The sequence below is a fragment of the Pseudoalteromonas sp. 20-92 genome, assembly GCF_030847595.1.
In the GTDB taxonomy this organism is placed as follows: domain Bacteria; phylum Pseudomonadota; class Gammaproteobacteria; order Enterobacterales; family Alteromonadaceae; genus Pseudoalteromonas; species Pseudoalteromonas fuliginea.
Window position 1 is genome coordinate 36,928 of the sequence record NZ_JANJGQ010000004.1, and the last position, 12,535, is coordinate 49,462.

Sequence of the window (12,535 nt, forward strand, 5' to 3'; positions counted from 1 at the left end):
TTTTATCCTTGAGCTAGTAGTTCGCTAAGTTCGATTAAAGCCGCATTGGCTCTAGAAATATAATTTGCCATAACTAAGGAATGATTAGCCACATAGCCAAAACCATTCCCATTTAAAATTATTGGGCTCCACACCGTTTCTTGGGTTGCCTCAAGTTCACGTATTATTTGTTGCACACTAACACGAGCATTTTTCTTCTCAAGTACATCTGCAAAGTCATACTCTACCGCTTGTAAAAAGTGTAACAACGCCCAAGTTGCGCCACGAGATTCATAAAAAACATCATCAATTTTTAGCCAAGGTGTTCTGACTTGCTGTTGTAATGGTGCAAGAGTCGCTTGTTTATTTGACGAATTTCCAGCTAAATCAGTATTCACTTTTTCTTGGCCGACACTGGCACTTAAACGTTGGCTTAAGCTACCTAAGCGCTTTTCCGCTTCTTTTAACCAACTACGTAGATTATCAGCTCGCGCATAAAATTGGCTATCACGTTCGTGCTGATTCGCTATTTGTGTACGATAAACGACTAGATAATCAATTCCTTTTTGATACTCTCCCTCCGCGCTTGGCCATGCCCACGCTTCAGAGCTTATATTAAACTGTGGCTGTGCTTTTTTAAGTGCTTCATGCTCTGTTGATTGCGATTGCGAACGGCTAAAATCTTTTCGCATAGAAAGCGCTAAATCACGCGTCATTTCTAACGCACCATATTCCCACGCTGGCATGTCATCCATAATAATACTTGGCGGTATAACATCATTCGATAAATAACCACCCGGTTTATTTAGTATCGTACTCGCTACCTCAATAAGCGTTGCCGTTGTTGTATAACCTGTAACTATTTTTTCATTACGTAACTGCGCTTGCTCTTTTGCATTAGCGACAACATCAAAACGTGCCGGTTCAGTACTCCAATAAACAGCAATTGCGTAAAATATGATAAGCAGTAAAACAATTGTTCCTGCTATTTTTCCTTTATGTTGCGACATGTGTACTCCTAATGATGAGCGTGTTGAGTAGATGGTTTTGACTGCTTAGCTTGCGTTTTAAGCGACACCACTTGAGCATTAGTAAACAAGCGGTTACCGTCACTAAAATATAGCGTGAGTTTACGTTCTTGCCCTACTTTTAATGGCTCTAATGGTTCAAATGCCATTAAATGATAACCGCCTGGTTGGAAGCTGACACTTTCATGCGCTTTAATTACAACCGATTCAACTTGTTGCATTTTCATCATGCCGTCTACATGTGAATGCTCGTGTATTTCCACACGCCCTAAGCCATCAATCGTTGCCTTAGTTAAAGTGGCGTTTGTTCCACTGTGATTAATAAGCGTTAAATAGCCTACAGTTGCAGTACTGGCAGGTAAAAACTCCCTCACTTGCGCGTTAGTTACTTCGAGTACAGCCACATCAGAACCATGCTCGTGCCCTGAATGCGCCGCCAATGATGACGTAAATAAACCTAACATTAACGCTGAAGCCATCGAAAAAAACTGCTTTGTCATCATTTCATCCCTAGTGAAAACATTAAATTACAGGCTAAATTTAACATAGTTAACCCATAATAGTCAGTCAAATTAAGGATTAAGAGGCTACTTTTTTGTTATCAGCAACAAGCCAACACAACACTGCAACAAATAGTAACGGCCATGCAATCATTATTGATCCGAATAAAAACGCTAAAACAGTCCCAGCTAATGCTACAACACCCGCTCCAACTAATCCCATAGTAATTAAGGCCACTACCGCAACCACAGCAACAATTGCGGCCAAAGCACCTACAAGCTCGAGCCCTGCCCAGCTAATATCAGCAATCCATAATGGTAACTGCCAAGAATCAACATGCACAAACGCTATTAAATCAGTAAACAGTAATAAATAGATAAATACACATACTGCCAAAGCTTTCATAGTAATTCTCCTTATACCAACCGGCTTATATATGGGTCTATTTAACGATAAGAAAATTGCGCTATAACTAGGCAAAAGTTTTTATATCTAGTTGTTCTAAATAAAAAATTCAACAACGCTATAGAGTGATTTAATTCGTTAAATTGTTCAAATATTTATGCCTCTTGGTATTAATACTCTTTATTTTCAAGGCAGCAATGCGCTATAAAATAACCAAGTGCAATTGCAAACGGAAAACTCAAAAATAATAAAATAGTAACTAGGCGGGTTGCCCATACTGGAAAGTCCAATCTATATGCTAAACCACTACACACACCCGATATTTTTTTATTCAAAGTATCTTTATACCAACCTCGTTGATGATTAAAGCTGTTCATAGCAATCTCCTAAGCAGTGTGTTTTAAATTAGTATTTAAGTTCGCTTTTAAGCGAGCCAGTTCAACATCAATTTTTTCATTTTTAACTAACGACTCAATTTGGGCACTGGTAGAGCTTGCTGTATCAGTCAGCTCATAAGCCTCTACTTGAGCTTCAATGCCTTCAACACGCTGCTCTATTTGTTCAAAACGAGACAACGCATGAGCTACTTTATCGCTTTGTAGTTGCGTACTGATCCGCCCTCTAGCAATAGCAACATTATGGCGTTGCATTAACTGAGCTTGCTTTGTTTTAGCCAGTGCCATTTTTTGCTGCAAGCGCTCACAATCAGACTTAATTTTTGCAATAGACTCTTGCAATGTTTCTAGTTGAATTTGCTTATTTTCAATGCTTTCGTTAACGCGTTGCTTCTCAAGTAAGGCTGATTTAGCAAGGTCATCACTGCCTTTCTCAACCGCACGTTCAGCTTTAATTTGCCAAGCTGCTAATTCTGTTTTTTTAGTATCAATTTGGCGATTAATTACTTTCTCTTCACACAATAAAGCGGCTGCTGTACTACGACACTCATTCAATGCATCTTGCATCTCGGTAAGCATTAGGTTTAAAAGTTTTTCAGGGTCTTCAGCTTTATCAAGCATGGCGACAATGTTTGATTGAATTACATCGTTTACGCGGTTAAATATTCCCATGGTATTCTCCTGTTGATTTTTAATTAATTTCAACAAGAAGATTCCAAGAGTTGTGCCAAGTTCATAAAAACAATGAAAAACAACGTAATATCAATAACATAATTAATAAACAATTAAATTTTTAGTGACTTTAAGCTGAATAGCATAGAGTGTAATTAGCCAATAAATTATGCTTTTGACTAATTTTTAGGATCAAAAAAGCCACTTGAAAGTGGCTTAAATTTAGAATTTTTAAAGCTTAGTTTTATTCGGGTACAAAGCTTAATGCTTTATCCATTACTGATAAATCGGCTTGCTTACCGTGACCACTTTCAGAAAGGTGGCGTCTAAAACCTCGCGCACCAGGCTGCCCCTGAAAAATACCGAGCATGTGACGTGCAATATGCCAAAAATTAGCACCCAAACGCATTTCTTCTTCAATATAGCTGTACATTGAGCGTACTACATCGTGGCGTGATTGCGTGTTTGCAGTATCACCATAAATTTTCTCATCAACGTCATTGAGCATAAATGGGTTACTGTAAGCTTCACGCCCAATCATTACACCATCAATATGTTGTAAATGTTCTAGGCTCTGCTCAATTGTTTTAACACCGCCATTTAGGCTTAAGTCTAGCTGCGGATAATCTTTTTTAAGTTGGTAAACACGTGGGTAATCAAGCGCTGGAACTTCACGATTTTCTTTTGGACTTAAACCATTGAGCCATGCTTTACGAGCATGAATAATAAAATCATCACACCCTACTTTATGCGACGCCTCAATAAGCGCACACAAAAACTCATACGAATCTTGCTCATCAATACCAATACGTGTTTTAACGGTAACAGGGATGCTTACTTCGTTTTTCATTGCTGCAACACACTCAGCAACTAATTGAGGCTCTGCCATTAAACATGCGCCAAATCGGCCATTTTGAACTCTGTCTGACGGGCACCCTACATTTAAATTTATTTCGTCATAGCCACGCTCACCTGCTAGCTTTGCACATTGCGCAAGCGCTTTAGGATCAGAGCCACCAAGTTGCAGCGCAACTGGGCCTTCGTGTTTATTAAAATGTAAGTAATCGCCTCGACCAAATAAGATAGCCCCTGTGGTTATCATTTCGGTATAAAGCACAGTGTGTTTAGTCATTTTGCGATGAAAAGTACGACAATGACGATCAGTCCAATCAAGCATTGGGGCTACAGAAAAGCGTCTATCCAAAGTACATTTATTCAAAGCAAACCTCAGGGTATTAAATTATTAAGCACAGCTTAAAAGGCGCTGTATTTTACACAAAAGCCTAGCGGGCATCAATGCAAAGCAAACACCTAAAAACTAAAATAATGAGCTACACCATTTAAAAGACAATCGGTGTAGCCGAGCTTAAAATAAACCATATGGCTCTACTAATAAATTTACGCAAATATCATTAATTTGTGTACACGACAATCATCAAACTAATACCACTGCCCCAAGACAATTACATAACCCATAAAATCATTAATTATCAAAGAAATATACATCTTTAAATTAGTAATGATGTTACCGAATTGCCACACTTCCATTGCTTCTATATAAAAACATAATTTAAACTTTAAATTTATTCAAATTAACTCTTAAATTAGCAATATATCGGGCGATACTTTCATTTGCTTCTGACGTATTTTTTGCTCCTGTAGATGTTTCTATTGCAATATCAGTAATATTAATTAAATTTTGATTTATTTCGCTTACAACAGCAGACTGCTCTTCCGCTGCGGTAGCAATCTGTAAGTTTAGGTCCGTAATCTCATTAACAGCAATGGCTGAGTTGGCAAATATTTCTGACGTTTCAGTACTTTTTTTAAGGCATTCGTCAGCACTACTAATCCCTTTATTCATACTAACAACCGCATTTTTCGCCTCACTTTGTAAGCGAGTAACCAGCCCTTGTATATCAACAGTTGAGACCTGTGTTCGTTGAGCAAGTGCCCTGACTTCGTCCGCTACAACAGCAAAACCTCTACCAGTATCACCAGCACGAGCGGCTTCTATTGCAGCATTTAAAGCGAGTAAATTGGTTTGTTCGGCAATACTCTGTATTGTATCTAAAACGCTGCCGATATTATTTGTTTCTGTAACAAGGCACTCAATTACGGTACTTGCTTCATCTATTTCTTTAGCTAAACGCTGAATAACAACTTTTGCCTCAGAAGCTTCTGCCTTGCCCTTTAATACACGCTCTTTGACTGCTTCTGTTACATCAGAAGCATTCTGGGTATTACTCGCAACTTCTAAAGTTGTACAGTTCATTTCTTCTACTGCTGTTGAAACCATTTCGGTTTCAGCTCTTTGCTTTTCAACATTAACTACCGTTTCCTGCATAACAGTTACGGCAAACTTTGATGAGTCGTCTAATTGCGATAAATGTATATTAGCTTCATTTATTGTTTCTCTTAGCATTGATAAAAATTTGTTGAACGCTCTTGCTGTATCGCCAGTTTCATCGCCGGCGCTTTCATCAAGCTTTAACGTTAAATCGCCATCGCCATCAGCTATTTCAACTAATCTATTTTTTAGCATATTCACAGGCAAAGCGATTGCTCTGCTAATCATATATGACAAAACAACACCCACAATAACGGAGAAGATAAATATATAAAGAATAAGGTTAATACCTTGCTTTTCATCATTTTCAGCTTGCAAAGCTGAGTTTAAAGTAAACTGCTGGATTTGAGAGAGTAAAGCTATAAGTTTTTCCTCAAATTTATTTTCTGCGACTTCTATTAACTTTATTTTATCATCCAAGCTGACAACGGATTGCGTTTTAGTGGCCTCAATAATGTCATTAATATTTACAGAAATACTTTGGTATTCTTTATTTAAAAGCTTCAGGTCACTCGCTAGCGAAGTAAAACTCGCTTTTGCCTCTTCACTGTGTAAATAATCAATAGAATCGGTGACAAATTTTTCTGACTTATTAAATTCACTTTGAATTTTTTGCGTTAATGACGTGAGTTTATTCTCGATTTCTTCATTGGCTTTACCTGGTTCTAAACTTGCATGTAATAAAGCTCGCTGAAAAAATATCGTTTGTTCTAATTTGTGCTCAGACATTGTAGTAAGCATGTTGCTGAGCGGAATATCTCGCTCAGCTATATCAACCAGCTCTATACCAATTTTGTTCATTTGTGTTAAAGATATAATCCCAATTACCACCATTAATAATATTTGTGATATTCCTAGGCAGTATATTTTACTTGTAATAGATAACTTATTTAACATTTTAGACCCCTTCACATTTTAGGCTTAAACCTAACTTTACTGTTACAAAGTAAAAACTTAAAAAGGTCGAGTAATAGCTAAACCGACAACTACTGCTTCTTCATCATCAATAAAATCGACAGCTATAGTGGGTGCAATCCCAAAATCACCGACATGAAAATCATAAGCAGAGCTAATGCGGTATAAATCTTCATTATGGGGGTGAGCTCCACCAATTCTCTCCTCACCATAACCCACCCCTAAACGTATATTTTTAGTTGGATGATAATAGAGCGAAGCCAAAGCGACAGCAGTACCATCGCCATGATGAGCATCATTTGTACGCTCATACACCACTCCGGCGCCCCATTTTTGAGTGATTTTATATTCATACTCAACACCAAACGTAAACTCACTTTCACTGTCAAAATGTGTAGTGCCAATAAAAACGCCTGGTATATGTTTCACCTCGTCACCCGCTTGAACAGCAGGAGTCAAAAATATAAAAAAACACGCTGTAAATTTTAAAACTTTATTTTTCATAATCTTCTCTTGTAAATAAGGAAACAAACCCTCCAGCATCACATCACGTTAGTACTCCTTACAACAAAGCCAAAAATGTAATAACTAATAAACAATTAAGAAAAACATTTATTCTACATGCAGGGTGGTATTGTTAATAAATATAGGCAGGATTATTTACTTAGTAAATTTTTTTATAAAATCAGTTAAAAAATAAAAACAATACTATTTTACTTACACCAATCGGCTTAGATTTGAGGTCTATTAACAATAATTAAATTGCACTGTAGCTAGGCCGTGTTGATCTTTGTGAATAGAAATTTGTTCAATCTAGGGGCAATTAAATCGCGGTGCGAGGTTTGTAATCGAGTGGGTTCGGTAACTGCTCCCGCGTAACTCTAATGGCTTGCATCCCTGTAAGTGCAAGTAAAAACCGAGTAAAGCTTCCATGCCTAGCTCGTGCCTACTTAACTTCACCAATGTAAGTAACAAAAGGTTAATCACCCCTAAAAAGCCCCCATTAGGGCGGCGGATATTTGTACTGCGTTATCGCCTATTTATTGGAAATAATCACACGACATAGGCTCTGTTTTGCCTAAAAAAACAAACACACAGCTAAAAATTAAATCTCAAAAGATAAACTGCTCCTAGGCTAAAACTTTTATGAGGATTGGTACTATAAAAAATACCTACTTTAATTTACACAACGCTACGAGTGAGCAATTTAAGACTGTAACGATATAGTAAGGGGTTGCGTTTAGTATTATATCGTTCTAATAAAACACGGCCAAACTGCACTCAAAAACAACAATACATTTTAAAATCAAAAAATTACATTTAAAATACGCATAATGGCAGCAAGAGTAATTTGCATATAAGCAGTAGGCCGATTACCCGCAAACCCAATATTTCCCAGTCATAAATATCGTTACGTGTGATTAATTATTCCAAATTCAAGTTAGTAAATATAATGTCATGGTCTCCTAAAATCGCAACGACTTTAAGTAAACACTTGCAAACCAAAGTAATGAGCAATACCGCTTAAAATATTTGTTACCGCAACTGAACTCAAAATAAGCCCCATTATTCTACTTATTATACTTGCACCACTGTCACCAATTAATTTATGCACATGCGTAGCTAAGAGCAATAAAATTAGGACAATAGCCAACACCGCTAACATCGTTGATGATGTTATTAGCTGCTCAACCCATGTATGCTCTTCGTTACGAGTCATCAACACGGCCCCCAACATAGCACCAGGGCTTGCTATAGAAGGAATAGCCAGTGGGAAAATGGCAGTCTCAGTGCTATCTCGAACACTTTTTATTTCTGTTTCTGGTTTGCTTTCACCAAATATCATTGAAAGTGCAAAAATAAGTAATACTATGCCGCCAGCAATTTGAAATGCTGAAAGCGGAATTTCTATGGCATTAAGTAGTTGCTCACCCGCTACAACAAAAAATAAAAGCACGATGGCAGATACACCTACGGCTTTAAATATTACTTTGCGCTTAAATTTTTCATCTTCACCGCGAGTAACTGCTATAAATACAGGTACAGTGCCAATGGGGTCTATCACCGCAAAAAAGAAGATAAATATAGCTAATAATTCATGCATTACTGGGTTTCCTAGATAAAAAGCGTCTAATAAAAACGCTGCAACTACAACACAGTATGTTAGTATATCACGGTAGCGTAAGGATAAGAGAATGATGAATATAGAATCACTCGTAGGTAAAGCAAAACAAGTATGTGATAACCGTGGCGCACGTTTCACCCCCATTCGTGAGAAAGTATTTCGCTTACTCGCTAGTGCCCAAGGTGGCGTGGGGGCCTATGACTTACTTGAACAATTAAAAGTAACTGAGTCAGGTGCTAAACCCGCCACTATATATCGCGCCTTAGATTTTTTGGCCGAACTAGGCTTTATTCATAAAATTGAAAGCACAAATGCATTTATGCTGTGTCATCATTTTGATCATATTCATCCCGTACAGTTATTAATTTGCGATACTTGTGGTTTTGTAAAAGAGTTACACTCTACCGTTATTTCGCATGAGCTTAATAACTTAGCGGCTGAGGGTGGATTTGTTGTTTCAGGACAAACTATCGAAGCACATGGAAAATGTGATTCTTGTAGGACATCCTAGCCCTCAAAGTTACCCATATTGGCTATACTTAATATAATTATAGTCATTTTCATAGTATCAATTTAAGAGTAAGCAATATGAATGTAGAGTTCATCAATCCTTTTTTATCTTCTTTGATAAATGTATTAAGTACCATGGCTCAAACTCAATTAAAGCCAGGTAAGCCACGTATCAAAACAGATGAAATAGCCTGTGGTGATGTGTCTGGCCTTATTGGCATGGTAGGCCCACAAACTAAAGGTTCATTTTCAATTACCTTTGATGAAGAGCTTGCATTAACTATTATGGAACGCATGCTAGGCGAACGCCCTGATTCAATTGATGAAGAAGTAACCGATATGGTTGGCGAAATTACTAATATGGTTACCGGTGGCGCTAAAAATTTATTAGGTGAAAAAGGCTTTGATTTTGATATGGCAACACCTATTGTCGTATCAGGGAAAGGGCATACAATTACCCATAAAAGCCAAGGTAAAAAAATCATCATGCCATTTACTAGCGATGCTGGTAATGCAAATATTGAAGTTAGCTTCGATAAGCTATGAGTTGGCAACAAAAGGTCATAGTATTAAAACCTCGCTCGCGGGGTTTTCATTTAATTGACGACGAAATATTGTCTCAACTTCCTGAACTTACTACTTACACAGTTGGCTTGTTACACCTATTCATCCAACATACCTCCGCTAGCCTTACTATAAACGAAAATGCCGATCCTACGGTGCGTATGGATATGGAAAGCCATTTCAATAAATTCGTTCCTGAATGCCAGCCTTATTACCGCCATGATTATGAAGGCGATGACGACATGCCCGCACATATTAAAACCAGCACATTGGGCTGTGAGTTAACTATTCCTATTTCTAATGGGTATTTAGCACTAGGTATATGGCAAGGTATTTACTTAGGTGAACATCGCAACTCTGGTGGCGCTAGGCGTATTATAGCAACGATTCAGGGGGAGCGGCTTTAATAAAAGCTTCAGGTTTTAAATTATTGACTCCTCCTATCTCACTCATACCTCATAACTTCAAAGTACAATACCTTTATTGTAGGCGCAGAGCTCGCGCGAGAAGCGATAGCTTCTAACAACCAAAACTTTAATGCTGAATATTGCATATAGAATAAAGTAGATAAGAGAGATTTTAAATTATAATTTTATTTATGATTTTTAATACAGAGAATTTTGAAAGGATATAAAAAGATTGGAGCGGTACACGAGGCTCGAACTCGTGACCTCGACCTTGGCAAGGTCGCGCTCTACCAACTGAGCTAGTACCGCATTTTACTTCTTTTAATCACTACAATTTCTTTTGGTTAGAAATTGGAGCGGTACACGAGGCTCGAACTCGTGACCTCGACCTTGGCAAGGTCGCGCTCTACCAACTGAGCTAGTACCGCATTTTTCAGTTATTTTATTGGTGCGCAATAAATTGCGTTCAACATCCTAGCAACTGAGCTAGCTTTTATTCACTACAATTTCTTTTGGTTAGAAATTGGAGCGGTACACGAGGCTCGAACTCGTGACCTCGACCTTGGCAAGGTCGCGCTCTACCAACTGAGCTAGTACCGCATTTTCACTTCTTCAGTTATTTTACGTTGGTGCGCGACGGGTCGCGTTCAACATTCTAGCAACTGAGCTAGTACCGCATTTTCACTTCTTCAGTTATTTTACGCTTAAGCGCGACGGGTCGCGTTCAACATTCTAGCAACTGAGCTAGTACCGCATTTTCACTTCTTCAGTTATTTTACGCTTAAGCGCGACAGGTCGCGTTCAACATTCTAGCAACTGAGCTAGTACCGCATTTTTATTATGGATATAAAACAACCACAATAAAAACAACTCAAACACACTAACCCCGCGTGGGTTATCGTCTTGAGCGGGGCAGGATTCTACAATAATACAGAGTGTTTGCAAGTGTTTTTTACAAATTAAAGAAATTTTCTCTATAGATTTTTAATTCCATAATCGAATCTTTAATATCGTCCAAAGCAAGGTGTGAGCCTTTTTTGTTCACTTTAGCAAGCACTTCAGGTTTCCAGCGACGTGCTAATTCTTTAATAGTACTTACGTCGAGATTTCGGTAATGGAAGAAGTCTTCAAGCTCGCGCATATATTTATTCATAAAGCGGCGGTCTTGACCAATTGAATTACCACACATTGGCGAAGTGCCTGCTGGTACCCACTGCTTTAAAAACGCTAAAGTTTGCTCTACAGCATAGGCTTCATCAAAGGTACTTGCTTTGCAGCGCGCTGTTAAACCCGATTTACCATGTTGAGTCGTACACCACTCGTCCATACCATTTAGTAATTCATCATTTTGATGAATAGCTATAGTTGGCCCTTCGGCTAATATATTCAGGTCTGCGTCAGTGACAACCGTCGCAATTTCGAGTATTTTATCGGTCTCTGGTTCGAGTCCGGTCATTTCAAGATCGAGCCAAATTAAATTTGATTTATTAATAGTCATAATACCTAAGCGGTGCTTTCCTTTAGATCCAACGCATTTCGATATATCATATTAGCATCAACCGTCGAGCTAAAGCTTTTTTTAGGAAAAGCGACATTTAACTAAGGTTATAGGCCTCCAGTGGCAAAACAGAAAAAATTAAGTAAAGGCCAATCTCGTCAGATCAAGGCCAACCACCAAAAGCGCATTAATAGCGCAGACTCAAAACCAGCTAAAAAAGGCGCGCAAGAATGGCAAACCGATAATTTAGGTCAGGTCGAGAGCGCAATTGTGATCAGTCGTTTTGGCCAACACGCCGATGTAGAAACACAGAACGGCGATGTACTGCGCTGTAATATACGCCGTACCGTGTCAAATTTAGTGTGTGGTGATGAAGTATTGTTTCGCCGTGCCAAAGTAAGTGAAGGTGATTTAGCCGGAGTAATTGAAGCCACGCAAGAGCGTCGTTCGCAACTTACCCGCCCTGACTTTTACGATGGTGTAAAAGTTATCGCAGCTAACATTGACCAAATACTCATGGTATCGGCAGTATTACCTGAGTTTACCCCAAGTATTATCGACCGCTATTTAATAGCCTGTGAAGATATGGGTATTGAGCCAATTTTAGTGCTCAATAAAACCGATTTAATTGACGAAGCAGGCCTTAGCGAAATACAAAAAGTTCTCGATATCTATCGTAAACTTGATTATCAAGTACTCCTTGTTAGTAATATATCCGGCGATGGTATTGACAAATTAAAAGAAGTACTTGTTGATAAAAATAATATTTTTGTTGGCCAAAGTGGTGTAGGTAAATCAACCCTCGTTAACACTGTATTACCTAACGCTGAAATATTAACTAAAGAAGTATCTGAAAACAGCGGCCTAGGCCAGCATACAACAACTGTTTCACGCCTTCACCATTTACCAAGTGGCGGTAACCTAATCGATTCACCAGGAATTCGCGAATTTGGTTTATGGCATTTAGATGTTGAGCGTGTAACGTGGTGCTTTAAAGAGTTTAGAGAATTTATAGGCGGGTGCCGCTTTAGAGACTGTAAACATTTAAACGATCCGGGCTGTATAGTAAAAGAAGCTGTAGCCGATGGAAGAATTTCTCAATTGCGCTTTGACAGCTACCACCGAATTTTAGAAACAATGGCCGATGGCCGTGCAGGCGCCCGTGCGCCTCGCGTATAATTTAGGA

Annotated in this window: 14 protein-coding genes and 3 tRNA genes; 4 read left to right on the top strand and 13 right to left on the bottom strand. The window is 38.5% G+C overall.

Annotated elements, in window-relative coordinates; genetic code table 11:
- Positions 1 to 2: 2 nt before the first annotated feature.
- The 9 genes from NRL14_RS05400 to NRL14_RS05440 all read right to left on the bottom strand — a co-directional run bounded on the left by NRL14_RS05400 (position 3) and on the right by NRL14_RS05440 (position 8,349).
- Positions 3 to 989 carry a DUF2333 family protein gene (locus NRL14_RS05400; RefSeq protein ID WP_007378287.1) on the bottom strand — a complete coding sequence of 329 codons (987 nt, stop codon included), beginning with the start codon at positions 987 to 989 and terminating at the stop codon, positions 3 to 5.
- Between the two features lie 8 nt (positions 990 to 997).
- Positions 998 to 1,507, bottom strand: coding sequence for a copper chaperone PCu(A)C (locus NRL14_RS05405; protein WP_306724164.1), 510 nt, complete (start codon positions 1,505 to 1,507; stop codon positions 998 to 1,000).
- A gap of 79 nt (positions 1,508 to 1,586) precedes the next feature.
- Positions 1,587 to 1,913 carry a hypothetical protein gene (locus NRL14_RS05410; protein WP_007378285.1) on the bottom strand — a complete coding sequence of 109 codons (327 nt, stop codon included), beginning with the start codon at positions 1,911 to 1,913 and terminating at the stop codon, positions 1,587 to 1,589.
- A gap of 170 nt (positions 1,914 to 2,083) precedes the next feature.
- Positions 2,084 to 2,290, bottom strand: coding sequence for a PspC domain-containing protein (locus NRL14_RS05415; protein ID WP_149606928.1), 207 nt, complete (start codon positions 2,288 to 2,290; stop codon positions 2,084 to 2,086).
- Positions 2,291 to 2,299: 9 nt separating this feature from the next.
- Positions 2,300 to 2,980: a PspA/IM30 family protein gene (locus tag NRL14_RS05420; RefSeq protein WP_306724165.1), complete on the bottom strand. Its 681-nt coding sequence runs from the start codon at positions 2,978 to 2,980 to the stop codon at positions 2,300 to 2,302.
- Between the two features lie 244 nt (positions 2,981 to 3,224).
- Positions 3,225 to 4,157: a tRNA dihydrouridine(20/20a) synthase DusA gene (gene dusA / locus NRL14_RS05425; protein WP_306724276.1), complete on the bottom strand. Its 933-nt coding sequence runs from the start codon at positions 4,155 to 4,157 to the stop codon at positions 3,225 to 3,227.
- A 393-nt stretch (positions 4,158 to 4,550) separates the two neighbouring features.
- A complete protein-coding gene (locus NRL14_RS05430; protein WP_306724166.1) occupies positions 4,551 to 6,227 on the bottom strand; it encodes a methyl-accepting chemotaxis protein in 1,677 nt (558 codons plus the stop codon).
- A 57-nt stretch (positions 6,228 to 6,284) separates the two neighbouring features.
- The gene (locus NRL14_RS05435; protein WP_306724167.1) at positions 6,285 to 6,749 is read right to left on the bottom strand and encodes a hypothetical protein; all 465 of its coding nucleotides are present in this window, start codon (positions 6,747 to 6,749) and stop codon (positions 6,285 to 6,287) included.
- A 979-nt stretch (positions 6,750 to 7,728) separates the two neighbouring features.
- Positions 7,729 to 8,349 (bottom strand): MarC family protein, encoded by a 621-nt coding sequence (locus tag NRL14_RS05440; RefSeq protein WP_007378742.1) that lies wholly within the window; start codon positions 8,347 to 8,349, stop codon positions 7,729 to 7,731.
- Between the two features lie 94 nt (positions 8,350 to 8,443).
- Between NRL14_RS05440 and NRL14_RS05445 the strand changes: the two genes are divergently transcribed.
- The 3 genes from NRL14_RS05445 (at position 8,444) to NRL14_RS05455 (ending at position 9,851) form a co-directional block, all read left to right on the top strand.
- Entirely contained in the window at positions 8,444 to 8,881 is a 438-nt protein-coding gene (locus NRL14_RS05445; protein WP_033015589.1) for a transcriptional repressor, read from the top strand.
- A 77-nt stretch (positions 8,882 to 8,958) separates the two neighbouring features.
- Positions 8,959 to 9,426, top strand: coding sequence for a chemotaxis protein CheX (locus NRL14_RS05450; protein WP_007378744.1), 468 nt, complete (start codon positions 8,959 to 8,961; stop codon positions 9,424 to 9,426).
- Positions 9,423 to 9,851, top strand: a complete 429-nt coding sequence (locus NRL14_RS05455) for a secondary thiamine-phosphate synthase enzyme YjbQ (RefSeq protein ID WP_306724168.1) — start codon at positions 9,423 to 9,425, stop codon at positions 9,849 to 9,851. The genes NRL14_RS05450 and NRL14_RS05455 overlap by 4 nt, the downstream gene beginning before the upstream one ends.
- A 233-nt stretch (positions 9,852 to 10,084) precedes the next feature.
- Here the strand turns inward: NRL14_RS05455 and NRL14_RS05460 are convergent.
- The 4 genes from NRL14_RS05460 to orn form a co-directional block, all read right to left on the bottom strand.
- Positions 10,085 to 10,160 (bottom strand) — tRNA-Gly (locus NRL14_RS05460).
- A gap of 43 nt (positions 10,161 to 10,203) precedes the next feature.
- Positions 10,204 to 10,279: transfer RNA gene (locus NRL14_RS05465), tRNA-Gly, on the bottom strand.
- Positions 10,280 to 10,375: 96 nt separating this feature from the next.
- Positions 10,376 to 10,451 (bottom strand) — tRNA-Gly (locus tag NRL14_RS05470).
- Between the two features lie 352 nt (positions 10,452 to 10,803).
- Positions 10,804 to 11,349, bottom strand: coding sequence for an oligoribonuclease (gene orn, locus NRL14_RS05475; protein WP_008135796.1), 546 nt, complete (start codon positions 11,347 to 11,349; stop codon positions 10,804 to 10,806).
- A 120-nt stretch (positions 11,350 to 11,469) separates the two neighbouring features.
- Between orn and rsgA the strand changes: the two genes are divergently transcribed.
- Positions 11,470 to 12,528, top strand: coding sequence for a small ribosomal subunit biogenesis GTPase RsgA (gene rsgA / locus NRL14_RS05480; RefSeq protein WP_306724169.1), 1,059 nt, complete (start codon positions 11,470 to 11,472; stop codon positions 12,526 to 12,528).
- The last annotated feature ends 7 nt before the right edge of the window (positions 12,529 to 12,535 follow it).